17 protein-coding genes are annotated in these 15,963 nt (G+C 36.4%); 8 read left to right on the forward strand and 9 right to left on the reverse strand.

The genetic code is table 11. From position 1 onward, the window contains the following. Nucleotides 1-106 precede the first annotated feature (106 nt). The gene (locus tag ACI6PS_RS12000) at nt 107-319 is read left to right on the forward strand and encodes a hypothetical protein (RefSeq protein ID WP_421012810.1); all 213 of its coding nucleotides are present in this window, start codon (nt 107-109) and stop codon (nt 317-319) included. Between the two features lie 152 nt (nt 320-471). Here ACI6PS_RS12000 and ACI6PS_RS12005 read toward each other — a convergent pair whose 3' ends face one another. From ACI6PS_RS12005 to ACI6PS_RS12040, 8 genes are all read right to left on the reverse strand, one after another. Beyond that, complete coding sequence (locus tag ACI6PS_RS12005; RefSeq protein WP_421012811.1) at nt 472-921, reverse strand: SRPBCC family protein; 450 nt, start codon at nt 919-921, stop codon at nt 472-474. A gap of 145 nt (nt 922-1,066) precedes the next feature. Next, complete coding sequence (locus ACI6PS_RS12010; protein ID WP_421012812.1) at nt 1,067-1,525, reverse strand: hypothetical protein; 459 nt, start codon at nt 1,523-1,525, stop codon at nt 1,067-1,069. Between the two features lie 75 nt (nt 1,526-1,600). After that, on the reverse strand, nt 1,601-2,362 hold the full coding sequence (locus ACI6PS_RS12015) for a hypothetical protein (RefSeq protein WP_421012813.1): 762 nt from the start codon (nt 2,360-2,362) through the stop codon (nt 1,601-1,603). A gap of 197 nt (nt 2,363-2,559) precedes the next feature. Continuing rightward, complete coding sequence (locus tag ACI6PS_RS12020) at nt 2,560-3,615, reverse strand: hypothetical protein (protein ID WP_421012814.1); 1,056 nt, start codon at nt 3,613-3,615, stop codon at nt 2,560-2,562. A gap of 259 nt (nt 3,616-3,874) precedes the next feature. Next, nucleotides 3,875-4,492: an outer membrane beta-barrel protein gene (locus ACI6PS_RS12025; RefSeq protein WP_421012815.1), complete on the reverse strand. Its 618-nt coding sequence runs from the start codon at nt 4,490-4,492 to the stop codon at nt 3,875-3,877. Nucleotides 4,493-4,626: 134 nt separating this feature from the next. Beyond that, nucleotides 4,627-5,526 carry a toll/interleukin-1 receptor domain-containing protein gene (locus ACI6PS_RS12030; protein WP_421012816.1) on the reverse strand — a complete coding sequence of 300 codons (900 nt, stop codon included), beginning with the start codon at nt 5,524-5,526 and terminating at the stop codon, nt 4,627-4,629. A 244-nt stretch (nt 5,527-5,770) separates the two neighbouring features. Beyond that, on the reverse strand, nt 5,771-6,412 hold the full coding sequence (locus tag ACI6PS_RS12035) for a DUF6266 family protein (RefSeq protein WP_421012817.1): 642 nt from the start codon (nt 6,410-6,412) through the stop codon (nt 5,771-5,773). A 443-nt stretch (nt 6,413-6,855) separates the two neighbouring features. After that, the gene (locus tag ACI6PS_RS12040) at nt 6,856-7,080 is read right to left on the reverse strand and encodes a hypothetical protein (protein ID WP_421012818.1); all 225 of its coding nucleotides are present in this window, start codon (nt 7,078-7,080) and stop codon (nt 6,856-6,858) included. A gap of 433 nt (nt 7,081-7,513) precedes the next feature. On the opposite strand from ACI6PS_RS12040, the gene ACI6PS_RS12045 reads away from it, so the two are divergent. The 3 genes from ACI6PS_RS12045 (at nt 7,514) to ACI6PS_RS12055 (ending at nt 9,846) form a co-directional block, all read left to right on the forward strand. After that, entirely contained in the window at nt 7,514-7,756 is a 243-nt protein-coding gene (locus tag ACI6PS_RS12045; protein ID WP_421012819.1) for a hypothetical protein, read from the forward strand. Nucleotides 7,757-7,897: 141 nt separating this feature from the next. Then, a complete protein-coding gene (locus tag ACI6PS_RS12050) occupies nt 7,898-8,713 on the forward strand; it encodes a 2,3,4,5-tetrahydropyridine-2,6-dicarboxylate N-succinyltransferase (protein ID WP_421012820.1) in 816 nt (271 codons plus the stop codon). Between the two features lie 77 nt (nt 8,714-8,790). After that, nucleotides 8,791-9,846 carry a glycosyltransferase family 9 protein gene (locus ACI6PS_RS12055; RefSeq protein ID WP_421012821.1) on the forward strand — a complete coding sequence of 352 codons (1,056 nt, stop codon included), beginning with the start codon at nt 8,791-8,793 and terminating at the stop codon, nt 9,844-9,846. On the opposite strand, the gene ACI6PS_RS12060 is transcribed toward ACI6PS_RS12055, so the two are convergent. After that, nucleotides 9,821-10,651: a glycosyltransferase family 2 protein gene (locus ACI6PS_RS12060; protein WP_421012822.1), complete on the reverse strand. Its 831-nt coding sequence runs from the start codon at nt 10,649-10,651 to the stop codon at nt 9,821-9,823. The genes ACI6PS_RS12055 and ACI6PS_RS12060 overlap by 26 nt on opposite strands. Before the next feature lie 292 nt (nt 10,652-10,943). Between ACI6PS_RS12060 and ACI6PS_RS12065 the strand changes: the two genes are divergently transcribed. The 4 genes from ACI6PS_RS12065 to ACI6PS_RS12080 all read left to right on the forward strand — a co-directional run bounded on the left by ACI6PS_RS12065 (nt 10,944) and on the right by ACI6PS_RS12080 (nt 15,953). Beyond that, complete coding sequence (locus tag ACI6PS_RS12065) at nt 10,944-12,011, forward strand: CDP-glycerol glycerophosphotransferase family protein (RefSeq protein ID WP_421012823.1); 1,068 nt, start codon at nt 10,944-10,946, stop codon at nt 12,009-12,011. A 40-nt stretch (nt 12,012-12,051) separates the two neighbouring features. Further along, nucleotides 12,052-13,929 (forward strand): LTA synthase family protein, encoded by a 1,878-nt coding sequence (locus ACI6PS_RS12070; protein WP_421012824.1) that lies wholly within the window; start codon nt 12,052-12,054, stop codon nt 13,927-13,929. A 6-nt stretch (nt 13,930-13,935) separates the two neighbouring features. Continuing rightward, entirely contained in the window at nt 13,936-15,015 is a 1,080-nt protein-coding gene (locus tag ACI6PS_RS12075; protein ID WP_421012825.1) for a glycosyltransferase family 9 protein, read from the forward strand. Between the two features lie 167 nt (nt 15,016-15,182). After that, nucleotides 15,183-15,953, forward strand: coding sequence for a glycosyltransferase family 2 protein (locus ACI6PS_RS12080; RefSeq protein WP_421012826.1), 771 nt, complete (start codon nt 15,183-15,185; stop codon nt 15,951-15,953). Nucleotides 15,954-15,963 lie beyond the last annotated feature (10 nt).

Raw genomic sequence — 15,963 nt, forward strand, 5'->3', positions numbered from 1 at the left:
AAATTTCATAACATCTGTCATTTATAGTATAACACCTACTTAATATTTGATTGCTAATTTGGCTAAAGAAATTAAAACTAACAACAACCTTTAAATACAATTCGCTATGGACTCAAATTACATCATCAACAGATTGAAATCAACTCGTTACCAATATCCAACGGTTAACTTTCTAAGAACACGTCTTAAAAATCTGGAAGACACTACCAAAAGACAACAAATTATCTCCAACCTTAAAATGGAGGTTTGGAAAGAACGCAACAACGACATCCATGAGCCACTTTTGGACTTGTTATACCGCATGCCTATTGCTTCTTAAATATCAAAAACGCTCTAGTAAATTTGCTAGAGCGTTTTTCATTGCTTTTTGTTTTGTTCCCATTTCCTTTTAATTAAAGCGCCTAGCTTTGTTTCTGCTTAAAACCTAACTTGCCGGCAAATTTCTATGGCTTTTGCTTTTTGTTGTTATATTTAGGCATCAGAGATGTTGGGTTCTACCAAACGTTTTAACTTGTCCAGACATTCCTGCCAGCCCAAATAGCACATCTCCACCGGTATTGCATCCGGAATGCCTTCCTGTACTACAACAAGCTCAGCACCTCCTATAACTTCCTTTAAAGTTATTGTTGTGGTGATCTGTCCTGGCAAATTAGGATCGTCAAACTGGTCTGAAAATTTTAATAATTCGTTAGGGATAATTTCCAAATATTGTCCGCCAAAAGAATGGCTGTTGCCCGTACCGAAATTGGTAAACGACATTCTGTAATGCCCTCCAACCTTAAAATCCAGACTGTGTACCTTGCAGACAAAACCGTAGGGAGGAAACCACGACGCCATTGCATCGGCATCTGAAAATGCCTTGAAAACTTTTTCGGGACTGGCCGATAAGACTCTGTGTAGTGTTACTTTGTTCTTTTCCATGATAGCTGTTTTTAAACATTTGTTACTCAAATTTAAAGAAAAACAGTGAAAAAGCTGTTTAAAGAAAAGTGAAGTTTATACTTTTTTTACTCCTATCATTCACAAAAACAGTCTCTTGATTGGTTTTTCGATATTTACAATAATCCTAACTATATCCTTTCAGCTTACAATACTTTTCAATTTTGGCAGATTCCGTTTTATCAGCCTTAGCCGTTCTTGTACAAATAGTGGTTTCCAGAAATTCTACTTTTTTTCCACCTGTGTCAATCAACGTAACCTCGGCATAGATGGTGTAGGACTTTCCAATCTGGAAGAACACCCCACAATCGCCACCCATTGCTGGTCCGGTAACAATCGTGATGATTCCTTTTTTGATTTTTCCCTTATGGATTTTCGTCACCTCAACCTTGTATTTGACATTGCTGGCGAAATACCTGGGCAACCTGCCGTCTTTTTTACCAAAACTTTCCTTCGACAAGACTTTTCCCGTTACCACCACATCAGTTTCATCAAGCGCTTTTTCCATCGATGGTGTAGGGATGCAACTGCAGGCAAAAGAGTAATTGAAAATTAATAATAGAAAGATGGAATAATAGGTTTTCATTGCTTATAGATTTGAGGTTGAAGGTTTATAAAACTCATAGTGACCACGTGAAGGGATTCGCTCGGTAGCGGGGAGTTAGCCGACGTTTTTTGGCATTAAGATTTTTGTTTTAATTCCGTAAACATCGTAAACAACTTTTGCTTTGTTGACAGTTCGTTTGTCATTACTTATAAAATAATCGCAATGAGAAGCGTAAAACGTATGACTACTATCCCAAAGACGAGCATAATTTGACTTGTCATTAGCTTTATCTTTCCAATAACCTAGCATATCCAAAAGTTCAAAAATCGCTGCAATTCTGTTACTTCTACCAAATGTCTTACCATCGGGATGATGTGAAATGCCAATTTCAATCATATTTAGAAACGTATAATCTTCACCGAATTGAGTTAACATTTTTGTTAATTGTTGAATTACTTCTGATGGGCTATAATTATTTAGTTTTTGCGGATCAATACCAAGTATTTTCTGGCTCTCTAATTTTTGTTCTTCAGAAACGAAATTTGTCATTCCCTTTATTGCATTTTGAGCAAATGATACTTCAGTAATGGTTTCGATTACTGTAAAAGGACTTTCCTCATATTCATAGACTTCATTTTGTAAATTTTCATTCATATAGCAATTTTTTGAAAAATTTGCTATAGTTTTTAGCCGTTGGTTAATTCTTTCATTCCTCTGATTTTCATCATTACCTTTTATTTCCAAAGTTTCTTGAATATGAGAAGCTGAAAAGAAAATCTTATCAATTTTATTTTCGATTAAAGTTTCTAAATCGCTTATTGAAATTTTCCCTTCCTCTAAGTAGATAAAAATGTTGTTGTCAAGATAGATGTTCATATAAAATGTTGGCTAACGTTTCGGGACTTTGCGATGGTGAGGCAATCGAAGCACAACTTGTCCCGATTTTACATCGGGAAATCTTCAATTTTGCACAAAAGTTTAATCGAAGAACTGCCATTGAACTTTGCCTATCTTGTCCCGATACATCGGAATTCGACCCACTACTCCCAAACCTTTCCTTATCGGTAGTTTTATTATTTTATTTTTGTTAATGCTTTTGAATTCCTCAACAGAAAAACATATTGAAAATAATCTGTAGTAAAGGTACCTTTTTGAGGAATAATATTGTCTCCAAAAACCCTCGATTTTACATTAATTAAATGTTGAGATTTTAGAAACGGTGAATTCTTTGCATTTAACTTGAAAAGAGTAATAGAATTAGGTTCACTTAATTCTTTTAAATCATTAATACCCTTAACAAGTTGCAATGGGCCGTCTGCATTAATCCAATCTACTTTTTCATTTTCTGGCGTAGGAAATTGAGGATTTTTAGGAAGGTACATTTCGCTGTCTAAAGTATAACTAACAAAACTGGTTGTTTTAATGCCTGATTTTTTTAGTTCGGAAGCGAAAGTCTCGCTTCCATTCTCAGTCCTATTTTGCAGGACGTGAAAATAACCAAAAAGACCATAGAATTTTTCGTTTTCAAGGCTCATCTTTTTGATTGAATTTTTAAAATTAATTACCATTGCTGAATCTCTTGCTACATTAGAATCATCATTAAAATTTTTGTCTATTCCAATGACGGTAATTTTTAATGAATCTGTTAGTTTTTGGTTATAATCATAAATGTCGTTCCATTTATTAAATAGTTCCTGACTCGATTGTTGCGGAATTCTTTCTTTAATTGCTACAACTACCTCTTTTAAAGTTTGTTGGTTTTTTGAACTATCTTTCAAAAAAACATTAAGTTTTTTAGCAGTTATGCTATCCATTTCTGCGATGTAATATTTAACACCCAATTTTTTATTTAGAAAAAAGAGCATCTCCTTGTCCAATTTTTGATTGTCAGCGTAGCCGTGAATCTCTCCCAAAAGGAAAACCTTTGATTTGTAAAAGTCATCATCAAATAATTTTTCATTAATTGAGTTTGTAATTTCAATCTTATTTTTTGTCAAATAACTTATATTGACTTCATTCTTAGATTCTAAAAATAATTTATTGCTGACAAAAAAGTACAGGATAAATAGTAAACAAACACTTAAAATAGTAATAAATGTGAACTTAATGATTTTTAAAATTTTCTTCATTGTATATTACGTTGATTATTATGGTTTAAAAGTATTGTCAATCGAAATGATACTAAAATATTAATTACTCAATTGTAGGCTTTCTTTCATAAACCGTCTTTACATCGTGCTGTTGGTTAAAATTACTGCCAACGTTTCGGGGCTTTGCCATGGGAAGGGATTCGCTCGGTAGCGGGGGCTGGACCAAACGAAGTTATGGAAAAGTAACGAAATTCTATCACAAACTAGCAGTTGCGCAAAACCGCTGTTATAAACAGTTTTAAAAATTGTAACCAACTGATAATCTAAACAATGTATTAGTCAAACTAAGTTTATTATTGTACATATCTTCATATTCATAAACTTTAGAAAAGCCTTTATAAGTACTTAATTCTACAAAATAATTATCAATTTTAAATCCTCCTCCAACATTAAATCCATAATCAATATCTGATTTTACATCACCTAAATCATTACTCATTTTTTCTGTTTGAATTAGATATCCAATTTGTGGCCCTGTAATAAAGTAAATTTTATTACCAAACTTGAATTCTAACGGAACATTTAAATACGATAATTTGTAATCAAGTTGAGTAAGATTAAAATCTGAAGATTGTTTTGTTTCGGTTCTGTCTCCTTGTTGTGAAAAAACTAATTTTGGTCTAAAGCAAATTTTATCATTTAGTCGTATTTCATATAAAACTCCAAGATGAAAAGATATAGAACTTTCTGTAAGTAGTCCTTTAAAATTACCTTCAGTTAAATAATTGTAATTGATTCCTGTAAAGACGCCAAATTTATGTTGACCGTAAGATAAGTTTAAAACAAGGATTAGAATTAAAGACAAAATATTTTTTTTCATAATTGATGTTGTTTCTTTTTTAGCAGAAAAGTTCATATAATTGTTTATAGCGTTCTCGCGCTACACGCAGTTTGGGATTAAATTAAGCCCATTCTTCGGATTTGCCAAATCTTCCAAATACAAACCAATTTTTCCATTAAGCCAAATGCCCAAATTGCTTGTAGCGTGTGTTAGCTGTTCGGCTTTTTATCCATAAAACTTGGTCTTTTTCCTAGTTGTGGTTTTTCAATTTGTGGCTTATCGTATATTGCTAACAGTAATTCATTAAATTTCTCATCAAATCTAAAATTGTCGGTCATATTAATCGCAATAAATTGTTGAATAAAATCAGGAATTGATGTTTCAAATGTCCCATTTTTTAAAATAGGAATGTACTTTTCATTTGATGTGATTTTTTTATAAAGTTCAACATTAAAAATAGAGTATTCGTAACCGACTCCACCATCTCTTTTTTCAGCTTTTAGTTTATAGTTTTCGGTAAAAATCATTAAAACTTTATCAGATTTTTTAACCGCTTCATCCATAAAATGTAACATATTTTTACCTGGTTTTAAATCATAACGATCCAAAATAACTGTTACACCATTTTCAATTAGTTTAGTAGCTAATCCAAGAATCCAATTTTTGTGATCTTCGTCATCCCAAGAATATGAAATAAAAACAGTTGGACTTTCGATTGTTTCGGTTGTTGCTAATGGCTCTTCTTTTTCGACGATTGAAATTTTGTCTTCAAACCAAATATCTATTACTTGTGGTTTTAGCGTCTCTTTTTGAGAATGCTTTTCTTTTTCTTCTTCTTTAGAATTTTCTACTTCTTCCCAAATCCTTGCAATTATTTGGTTTCTGACATCTTCTTTAAATAACATTAAAATGTCATAGTAATAATTTTTTCTACTAGTACTTAAACCTTTTTCTTGTCGGTAACTAATGTATTGATTATAGTCCGCAAAATTATTATCAAATTCTCTAATTATTCCAATAAATCTATTGCCCGAAAAATATGTTGGCAATCCTTGCTGGTTGATTGCTTCAAAAAGTTTGTTATATTCTCTAACCCAATTTAATTCCATATTTCTTATTTAGTTTCGTGGTTTTTGAAGCTGACAGCTAACTTATATATATGTATGGTTTTATGATACATATCCACCCAAATTAGCTGTATAAGTATAATAAATTCCCCGAAATATACACAAAAAAACCATTCACAAATAAAAGTCAGAAAAATCAATCCAAATTACGGTTTCCCGTAAAGCCACAAAAAAAGTAAAAAAGCCTTAGGGATCCCCAAGGCTTTTAAAAATACACCGCTTTCGTTTAAGAAATCAGATGCTTGCCCAGATACTGGCTTGTTGATTTCAGCACATTATCGTTTGAAACCATAAACGCCCAGCATTCTACATTTTGCCCTACCAGATAGCCCGGCAAGTTCAATACAGCTTCCCCTCTTGCACGTGTTCCTGCACCCAGAAAAAACTCATACAGTTCTGTTTCGGGTTCAAAAAGAACCACCAGCAATCGGTCGTCTATTTTGGCATTGCCCTGTTCCGAATTGTCCTGCCATTTCAGTTCCAATCGCTTTGAGCCAACAGCTTCCGCCTCCAAATTCTGCGGTTGCAGGAGGGTGCCCTTGGAGAAAAGTGCCTTGTGGTAAAGGATTACCGCCTCTGCTCCTACTGTTGCTACCGCTTCCTGCAAATAATAGGAAGTTGCCATGTTGTAGCGCGACCTTGAGCCCGAAGGCATCCCGAAAAACTGCGACAAGATTTCTCTTGCCGGGGTCATAAACCTTGTTACTGCCGAAAAACGCTCGCGTTGTGCCAGCTGAGCTGGCGTTGGCAATTTCTTGCTTTTTCTAGGCCTACCGCGCATTACGCTTTTGCCCCTAAAACTCGATCCCACTACCGGACCTACCAATCCTGAAAATGCTCCAAGGATTCCCTGTTCATACGTACCCATAATTCAATAATTTTTGGTTAGTTAATACTTAATCTTGACACTTACTGCCGATTTCTAAAGCGAATGTAGGATGGTTTTTTGAGCCCGCAATGAGCCTGTCTGCAGTTGTCCGAACGGGAGATAATTCTTCTAAATTACGACTATCTTAACGTAGAAAAGAACACCAAATGTCCGACACTGTCCGATGTACCCAAAATGGAAGCAGGTTTGTTCGAAGATTGTTCGAGGATTGTTCGACTCGATGGTGTCAAAATAGACCCTCCGTCGAACAATCCTCGAACAAAGGTGGTAGAAAGCTCCTAAAAGCCTTATGTATAAAGGGATTTTAGATAATTACAAACAGCGTTTTTGTACCTAAATTGACGTTTTTGAAACACAGTCAAAATTGCTCAAAATTGGGCAAAAAAAACCTGCAGGGAATACTGCAGGTAGGGGTATTTTTTTTAAGGAGAGGGAGGCGCTTCCATCATATTCATCACCATGTGGAGCGGGTAAAAGTGTTTTCCTCCAATCTTTCTGGAAAACACGAGTTTTTTCTTTCGCCAGCGGTAGAGCGTTCGGTCTTCCACTTTAAAAAGAATCTTCATTTGAGCAGTGTCCAGATAAATTGATTCAATGCTCTTGTCCGCCATTAAGGCCTTCATAATGTCAAATTGACTGTGTTTCATAAATCAGCTTTTATGGTTAAAAAAAATAAAAAAATTCGGCACATACTAAGAACGAGCATCATTGCAATTTATATTTCTCAATCCAATGCTCTTATCGTTTTGGATAGCCTCTTGAAACTACCCTATCAGGAAAGCCACAAAAAAGCCCAACTGATTAATTATGATAAATTTATAAAATATACTCATACAATTAATACTTATTTTAAAAATTATTTAAAATAAGTATTAAATAAAAAACATCAAACCATCAATGTTTTTTTAATATTAGGAAAATTGTATAAAATAAGTTAAACCGTATGCCAGCAACACAAGGTTTGCTATCTTTGAGTAGGTCTTGAACTGATTCCTTTATGAAGAAAGAAAAAAGAAAAAAGACTAGGAGACCCAAGACCTTGAACCCATAACCCTGAACCCATAACCTTACACCACTTCTATGGAAGAATTTAAAGACCAGGCCGAACAGCTGTTCTACCACTACAAGAAAAACAGGCTTCCTGTACCGAATTTGCGCCAGCAGATGCTCGAAAGCGGGTATATGGACACGGTGTATGACGACTTTAGGAGCGAGCTGATTGTCATCAAGAGCGGGATTGTTTCCTCTGCCGATGAGGCACAGCGGTGCAATGTGATTATTGACGAACTTGTTCAGCAATTGAAGGATATTGTGGAGGGATAATACCGAAGGCACTCCGATAATTTGCTGTTTGAAATGCACTTTCTAAGGTGTAAATCAATTCACAAAAAACCTAAATTTAGTGGGGTATTTGCTTTTTGAACTATCTGCAAAACGCTTATCTTTGCTGGAAAATCAAAACAAATGAAGACGTTACAAACCATAATTGAACAGGCTTGGGAAAACCGCGCCTTGCTACAGGAAGAAACTACAACCAATGCCATCCGTGAGGTGATTGACCTTTTGGATGCCGGAACTTTGCGTGTTGCCGAACCAATTGAAGGTGGCTGGCAGGTGAACGAATGGGTAAAGAAGGCCGTGGTAATGTATTTTCCGATTCAAAAAATGGAGACATGGGAAGCGGGTATTTTTGAGTACCACGACAAGATGCTTTTGAAGCGTGATTATGCCGAAAAAGGAATCCGTGTGGTGCCTCCGGCTGTGGCACGTTATGGCGCCTATATTTCAAAGGGTGTGATCTTGATGCCGAGCTATGTGAACATTGGTGCGTTTGTGGACGAAGGTACGATGGTGGATACTTGGGCAACGGTTGGTAGCTGTGCGCAGATTGGAAAGAACGTTCACTTGAGTGGTGGTGTTGGAATTGGTGGTGTATTGGAACCATTGCAAGCAGCTCCGGTTATCATTGAAGATGGTGCTTTTATCGGTTCGAGATGTATTGTTGTGGAAGGTGTTCGCGTAGAGACCGAAGCGGTTTTGGGAGCGAATGTTTGCCTTACGGCTTCTACTAAAATTATAGATGTTACGGGAGATACTCCGGTTGAAATGAAAGGGGTTGTTCCGGCACGTTCGGTAGTGATTCCGGGAAGCTATACCAAGAAATTTGCAGCAGGAGAATTTCAAGTGCCTTGTGCGTTGATTATTGGAAAGCGCAAGCCTTCGACTGATTTGAAGACCAGCTTGAACGACGCTTTGCGCGAATACGACGTGGCGGTTTAATTTAATTATGAGTTATGAATTATAAGTTGCACAGCAGTAACTCATAATTCATAACTCATAACTCATGATTATAAAATATGAAAGTATTAGTGATTCAGCAGAAAATGATTGGCGATGTATTGGCAAGTACGATCATCTGCAACAATCTGAAGTTGCTTTATCCCGATGCGCAGGTGGATTATCTCATTTATCCTTTCACAAAACCTGTGGTGGAAAACAATCCTAATATTGACAACATTATCCTATTCAAGGACGAATACAGGAAAAGTAAGAAGGCCCTTCTGGGGTTTTTATTAAGCATCAGAAGGGCCAAATACGATATAGTAATCGATGCTTATGGCAAGCTTGAAAGTAATCTCGTCGTAGGAATTTCGAAAGCAAAGACTAAAATTGGGGTTGACAAATCCTACACGCGTTTTCTGTATACCGAGACGGTTTGCGATGGTGTAAAGGCGGTAACCAATGCAGGGATAGCGCTCGAAAATAGGCTCAACCTATTGCATTCCCTTAATCCGAAAAATATTTCCCTTGATATAAAGCCCCGTATTTTCTTGACCGATCAGGAAATTGAGAACGGAAAGCACATCCTCGAACAAAACAATATTGACTTTTCCAAGAAGCTTTTTATGATTGGTGCGTTAGGAAGCGGCACTATAAAGACCTACCCTTTTCCGTTTATGGCAAAGGTGTTGGATTTTATTGTGGAAAAAACCGGAGCCACACTGCTCTTCAATTACATGCCTTCGCAACGAAAGGAAGCTCAGGAACTTTTTGATTTGTGCGAACCAAAGACACAGGGAAACATCAGGATTGATGTGATTCCGGGAAGCATTCGGGAGTTTCTTTCGATTACCCATCATTGTGATGCCTTGATAGGCAATGAAGGAGGCGCTGTAAATATGGCAAAGGCGATGAACATCCCTACCTTTACGATCTTCTCGCCCTGGATCAGGAAAGAAGCGTGGAATGCTTTTGAGGACGGCAAGACGAATGTATCCGTTCACGTGAGGGATTTCAAACCGGAACTGTACGGTGCTAAATCTGAAAAGGAAATGAAGAAGCAGTCCCTTGAGCTCTACCAGCATTTCACTCCCAACTTTATCCTGCCTATTCTGACTGCATATTTAAATTAAGGTCGATCCCGACAGGTGTCCGTACTACCTTATACTTTTGAGTATATTCCCTGATGGCAAAATTCTTTTTCCAGGTGGCTTCGTTTACATAACCGCGTGCATGGTCCAAATGGATGCACACGGCACTGTAGCGTATCTGCTTTGATTTTAGCCCCTTATTGAAAAGCCTTTCTCCCAATTCCCTATCCTGCCCTCCATATTGCATCTCTTGGTTGAAACCATTGATTTCGACTATGTCTTTTTTCCAACCAGAAGCATTATGTCCGTTCCATGTGGCTTTTGTTGGGGTAATGGCATTCATTATTCTAGCCGCCAAGCCTTTTGCCATGAGCTTGCTGGCCTTGGATGTTTTTTTCAATCCTTGAGAAACAAGCCATCTTACATCAAAACAATCCTGACTTATAATATCTTCTTTCGAAATAATCTTGGAAACATCCATTGGAAGCATAAAATATCCGCCTGAAAGAAAATAGCCTTTTTGACGGTATTTCAGATGCGTGGCTACAAAATCTTCCCTGGGAATGCAATCACCATCGGTAAAAATCAGATAATCAGTGTTTGAAGCTATAATTGCCTTGTTCAGTATCTGTGATTTCTGGAAGCCATTGTCTTCCTGCCAGACGTGAATCAAGGGCATTTGAAGTTGGGGACGCAAAGCATCAAGTAACTCTTTTGTGGTGGCTTTGGAACCATCATCGGCAATAATGATTTCAAAATCTTTTTCCGTCTGCACGCTTAAGCCCCAGATTACTTTTTCGAGCCAAGCTTCGGAATTATAGGTGGTGAGGATAACAGAAGTCTTCATTTTTTTCTAATAGCATTTGCTACAAAATTAAGACCGAGCTATTGCCAGAGTGTTTTCAGATTATCATCGAAACATCAATAATTACTTGGAGTTATTAATTAAAAGCTAAATAAAATGTACAGTTCGCATCTATTCAACCAAAACCTTAATAGAAAGTATTTTTTTTCTTAACAATATAGAAATATAACTCTCAGTATTTTTTCTAAAAGCTATGTTAAATATTTTCAGCCGTGAATATCCATAGCTTAACTTTGAGAGAAAACACGACTTTTCAATCACTTTTAACCGAAATATGTATAATTTCTTACTTTATATCGCACACCCCTACAGTATTCCAATTGGAAGACCGCTTCAACAAGAAATAGAACGACAGGGCCATAGTGTAGCTTGGTTTTCTGAATTAGAATATACCAAAAGCCATCTTAAAAAGGAAGATACTATTTTGGATACTATTGAGGAAGTTCTGGATTATAATCCACATATTGTTTTGACTGCTACTGATACTGTAGCCGATTTTATCCCGGGGATTAAAGTGCAAATATTTCACGGCTTCTCTGCCAATAAAAGGCCGTTGATGAGCGATCATTTCAAGATTCGTGGTTTCTTTGATTTGTATACAACCCAAGGGCCATCGACTACCACAATATTCCAGCAGCAGGCAAAAAAATACGGTTTTTTTGAAGTTGTAGAGACGGGATGGTCCAAAGTAGACCCGCTTTTTCCGTTAGAAGTAAAGCCGGTTTCTGAAAGACCCGTTATTCTGATTTCCTCCACTTTTACAACAAAGCTCAGTTTAGCAAAAAATGATGACGTTTTTCAAGAAATAAAACGCTTGTCTGAAACAGGCAAATACCAGTTTCTTTGTGTTTTACATCCAGTTCTGGATAAGGAGACAAAAGACAAATTTCAATCTTTGGAAGGTAAATATTTCAACTATTTTGACACTTCAGATCTTATTCCGCTTTTTAAAAGAGCCGACATCATGTTCTCCGATACCACATCGGCAATTATTGAGTTTTTGGTACAGGAAAAACCAGTTGTGACTTTTAGAAACAGAAAACCGGGCGATCATTTGATTGATGTTACGAGTGTATCGGAAATTGAAGACGCATTGGATTTGGCACTTACCAGACCCGAAAAGACTATAACTGCAATTCAAGATTACATCAAATGGACACATCCTTACTCAGATGGAAAATCCAGCAAAAGAGTCGTTGACGCTACCATTGCTTTTTTGAACAAAGACAAATCACACTTGAAATCCAAGCCTTTGAATCTCATTAGAAAATGGCAATTAAGAAAGCGCTTTAATTATTTCACATTTAAATCCTACGACAAACCAATAACACTAAATTTATAATAAATAATTACATTTGGGGCGTAAATTATTATGCTTATAAATGTATAACTACTATAGCCTCCTAAAACTATTAGCAAAGCGACTGGGCATTGTTTTCATTATCTATCAACTGTGCAGGATCCTCTTTTTGGCATTCAATCAGGATTCTTTTACAAACATCAACCTGAACACTTTTATTGGTGGCTTCCGGTTTGATCTATCGGCTATCAGTTTTATCAATATCCTTTTTGTGCTTTTGCATCTGGTTCCCGGAAATTTCAAATACAGGCCCGGCTATCAGAAGGGATTGAAAATTGGCTTTTTTGCAGTGAATATTATTTTTATTGCGACCAATTTTGTCGATTTTGAATACTACAAGTTTACCGGCAGGAGAAGTTCCTTTGGGCTGATCACTGCCAAAGGGATGGAAAACGAAATTGGCGGCTTGCTGGTTTCGTATCTAAAAGAGTTCTGGTACTTGCCATTACTCTTGATTGGTTTGGCTATTCTTTTATGGAAATTGTTTTCAAAGCCCCACCTTGTGCTTCCTGCAGAGAAATTGAATGTTAGGGACATTACAAAACAATCATTTATTCTACTGTTTGCGCTTGCGGTTACTTTTTTGATGGCACGTGGTGGCTGGCAAAGGAAACCGCTCAGGATTGTTGATTCCATCAATTATGCTTCACTGGGAAATTCGGCATTGGTATTGAATACACCTTTTACCATTTTTAAGACACTTGGCGCGAAAGAGAGCCTGAGCGACGTGAAATTTTACACAAACTCCGAACTTGATGCAATTTTTAATCCGGTAGTTCGAACAAATCCATCTGAAAAGCCCATCAGGAAAAATGTGGTGGTGGTGATTCTGGAAAGCTTTGGCAGCGAAAACGTACAGGCTGGCTATACTCCCTTCGTAGATTCCTTGATTACACAATCGTATTATTTTAAAAATGGATTTGCCAACGGAAAGGTTTCTATTGACGCTGTCCCTTCTACATTATCAAGCATTCCAAGCTTGATGAACACCTCGATGATTTCATCTGGGTATTCTCTAAACGAAGTATACGGATTGCCGAAAATCTTTAAAAAACAAGGCTACAATACTTCTTTTTTTCACGGTGCCTTTAATGGAAGTCAGAATTTTGACCAATACTGCAAGGTTGCCGGATTTGAAAAATATTATGGCAAAAATGAATACACTCCTTACAATGAAGCTGATTTTGATGGCCGTTGGGGAATTTTTGATGAGGAGTTTCTGCAGTTCTTTTGCAATGAAATAAGCACTTTCAAGCAACCTTTCTTTACCTCTGTGTTCACCATTTCCTCCCATCAGCCTTTTATTATGCCTGAAAAACACAAAGGCAAATTTCCAAAAGGCACTACACAGATTCATGAAACATTGGGATATTCTGATTATGCTTTGCGTCGCTTTTTTGATACCGCCAAAAAGCAAGACTGGTACAACAATACTTTGTTTGTGTTTACAGCCGACCATACTGGCGCTTTTGGGGAAGGCAAATACAAGACCAGCATCGGCAAGTTCATGGTTCCTATTTTCTTTTTTGATCCATCAAACCCCGGGCTCAAAGGAGTAAGTGAGAAAAACTTCCAGCAAATTGACATCCTTCCAAGCATACTGGACTATTTGAATGTAAAGGACAATGTGGTCAGTTTTGGAAAGTCCTACCAATCCGACAAGAATTTTGTTGTGACTTATCTCGACAATATATACAATTATATCAATAATGATTATTATCTTGCCTTTGACGGAACAAAATCAATCGGCCTGTACGATTTCAAAAAAGACCCCATGCTGAAGAAGAATCTTTTGGATTCTGAAAAGAAGATCCATAGTGAAATGGAGCAATTCATAAAAGCCTATATTCAGTCCTTTAACGAAAGAGTAATCAATAATCAATTAACCGTAAAACCGTAATCATTTATGAAGATTCTGGTCATTCAGCAAAAAATGATTGGTGATGTATTGGTGAGCAGCATCATCTGCAACAACCTTCGAAAAGCCTATCCGGAAGCAACAATTGACTATCTGGTAAACGACAATACGACTCCTGTATTAGAAGGAAATCGTGCTATTGACAACATAATACTGTTTGGACAAGGACCACAGAAAAGTTTTATTGAACTTCTGAAATTTGCAATGACCATCCGAGAAAATAAATATGATTTGGTAATTGATGCATATTCCAAATTGCAAAGCTGGGTCATTACCCTTTTGAGCGGTGCAAAACGCAAGATTTCCTATAAAAAATCAGGAAGAACATTTCTTTATACCGATAATGTTCCGATGGCTGCTTTTCCTGAAAGCAACTTGGGATTGGCCATTGAAAGAAGGCTTTCACTTTTATCACCATTGGATTTAAAGATAGAAAAAGAAGTTCAACCTAGGCTGTTTGTTACAGAGAAAGAAAAAAAAGAGGCTGAGGAATTGTTTCGCAAGCACAATGTTAGACCAGACAGAAAAACAATAATGATCAGTTTGCTGGGAAGTGAGGAAATCAAAACCTATCCCCTTGCGTATATGGCCAAGCTGTTAAATTTTATTGGAGAAAACTATGATGTGAACATTCTTTTCAATTATTTTCCAAAACAGCTAGAACAGGCAAAGACAGTTTTGAGCTTGTGTACAGAAAAGACAAAAGAAAAAGTCTATTTTGATTTGCTTGGCAATGATTTGAGATCATTTATTGGAATAATGGACCGTTGCGACATCATTTTTGGGAACGATGGAGGTTCTATAAATATGGCAAAAGCATTAGGTAAAGGTTCTTTCATCATTTTTTCGCCGTGGATTGAAAAGAAAATATGGGCCACTTTTGAAGATGGAATTCGTCATACGTCAATTCATTTGAATGATTTCAGACCCGAATTGTTTACAGAGAAATCGTATCATGATTTAAAAAAGCTCTCCCTCCCACTTTATTCCGAATTTCTGCCTGAGTTAATTTCCCCAAAACTAAAAGCCTTTATAGACATGAATCTAAACAACCAACAAACTGCATAACAATCATTTACGCCATAAAACAAAAACAGAGTTGTCAAACAAAACCCCTAACAAAACATCTTATAGTTTAAAAAATGTTGAAAATAGTGTGACTATATCGCTTTTTTAATAATTAATCCTTTGAAAAAAAGGTAAATAAATTATATTTGTTGAAACTTAATTTTTAAATGAAATTCACGCCTGCAAAAAAAATATCGGTTCTCATCATTACCCTAAACGAAGAGACCCATATGAAAGAACTCCTAAGCGATTTAGATTTTGCCGATGAAGTGATTATAGTTGACTCTTTCAGTAAAGATCGAACACGTGAAATTTGTGAATCTTTTGATAATGTAAAGTTCATTGAACATCCATTTGAAAATTATACTTCCCAAAGAAATTTCGCCATTGATCAGGCCAACAACGAATGGATACTTTTTATTGATGCAGATGAAAGGCTAACACCTGAACTTAAGGAAGAAATCTTTCAAATTCTAGACAGTAATACAGACGTTAATGCTTTTTACTTCTATAGAAAATTCTTCTTCAAAAAGAAAGTTTTGCATTTCAGCGGATGGCAAACCGACCGTATTTTCCGATTATTCAGAAAAGACAAAGCAAGATATACTTACAAAAGATTGGTGCATGAAAAATTAGATGTAGAAGGAAAAGTGGGCATTCTCAAAAACAAGCTCATCCATTACTCCTACAGCGATTATAACACCTACAAAGGAAAAATGGTTGCTTATGGGAAACTGAAAGCCAAGGAAAAATTCTTAGCAGGTTTTAAACCTAATTTCATTTATAAAAACTTTCACCCAGTTTATAATTTCTTGTATCAATACCTCATCCGTTTGGGAATCTTGGACGGGAAAAAAGGTGTCATTATATGCTATCTTAATGCCTTGAGCGTGACGGTTAGATATCAAGAACTTGCAAAACTTTATAAAAAAGATTAATTTTTTGTAG

The sequence above is a fragment of the Flavobacterium sp. PLA-1-15 genome (genome assembly GCF_049060005.1).
In the GTDB taxonomy this organism is placed as follows: Bacteria; Bacteroidota; Bacteroidia; order Flavobacteriales; family Flavobacteriaceae; genus Flavobacterium.

Coding starts and splice junctions, on each gene's coding strand:
- ACI6PS_RS12045 (WP_421012819.1), top strand. CDS start 7,514: ATGGAAGAATTTAAAGACCAGGCCGAACAGCTGTTCTACCACTACAAG.
- ACI6PS_RS12080 (WP_421012826.1), top strand. CDS start 15,183: ATGAAATTCACGCCTGCAAAAAAAATATCGGTTCTCATCATTACCCTA.
- ACI6PS_RS12010 (WP_421012812.1), bottom strand. CDS start 1,525: ATGAAAACCTATTATTCCATCTTTCTATTATTAATTTTCAATTACTCT.
- ACI6PS_RS12035 (WP_421012817.1), bottom strand. CDS start 6,412: ATGGGTACGTATGAACAGGGAATCCTTGGAGCATTTTCAGGATTGGTA.
- ACI6PS_RS12070 (WP_421012824.1), top strand. CDS start 12,052: ATGTATAACTACTATAGCCTCCTAAAACTATTAGCAAAGCGACTGGGC.
- ACI6PS_RS12050 (WP_421012820.1), top strand. CDS start 7,898: ATGAAGACGTTACAAACCATAATTGAACAGGCTTGGGAAAACCGCGCC.
- ACI6PS_RS12005 (WP_421012811.1), bottom strand. CDS start 921: ATGGAAAAGAACAAAGTAACACTACACAGAGTCTTATCGGCCAGTCCC.
- ACI6PS_RS12015 (WP_421012813.1), bottom strand. CDS start 2,362: ATGAACATCTATCTTGACAACAACATTTTTATCTACTTAGAGGAAGGG.
- ACI6PS_RS12025 (WP_421012815.1), bottom strand. CDS start 4,492: ATGAACTTTTCTGCTAAAAAAGAAACAACATCAATTATGAAAAAAAAT.
- ACI6PS_RS12020 (WP_421012814.1), bottom strand. CDS start 3,615: ATGAAGAAAATTTTAAAAATCATTAAGTTCACATTTATTACTATTTTA.
- ACI6PS_RS12065 (WP_421012823.1), top strand. CDS start 10,944: ATGTATAATTTCTTACTTTATATCGCACACCCCTACAGTATTCCAATT.
- ACI6PS_RS12040 (WP_421012818.1), bottom strand. CDS start 7,080: ATGAAACACAGTCAATTTGACATTATGAAGGCCTTAATGGCGGACAAG.
- ACI6PS_RS12060 (WP_421012822.1), bottom strand. CDS start 10,651: ATGAAGACTTCTGTTATCCTCACCACCTATAATTCCGAAGCTTGGCTC.
- ACI6PS_RS12075 (WP_421012825.1), top strand. CDS start 13,936: ATGAAGATTCTGGTCATTCAGCAAAAAATGATTGGTGATGTATTGGTG.
- ACI6PS_RS12055 (WP_421012821.1), top strand. CDS start 8,791: ATGAAAGTATTAGTGATTCAGCAGAAAATGATTGGCGATGTATTGGCA.
- ACI6PS_RS12030 (WP_421012816.1), bottom strand. CDS start 5,526: ATGGAATTAAATTGGGTTAGAGAATATAACAAACTTTTTGAAGCAATC.
- ACI6PS_RS12000 (WP_421012810.1), top strand. CDS start 107: ATGGACTCAAATTACATCATCAACAGATTGAAATCAACTCGTTACCAA.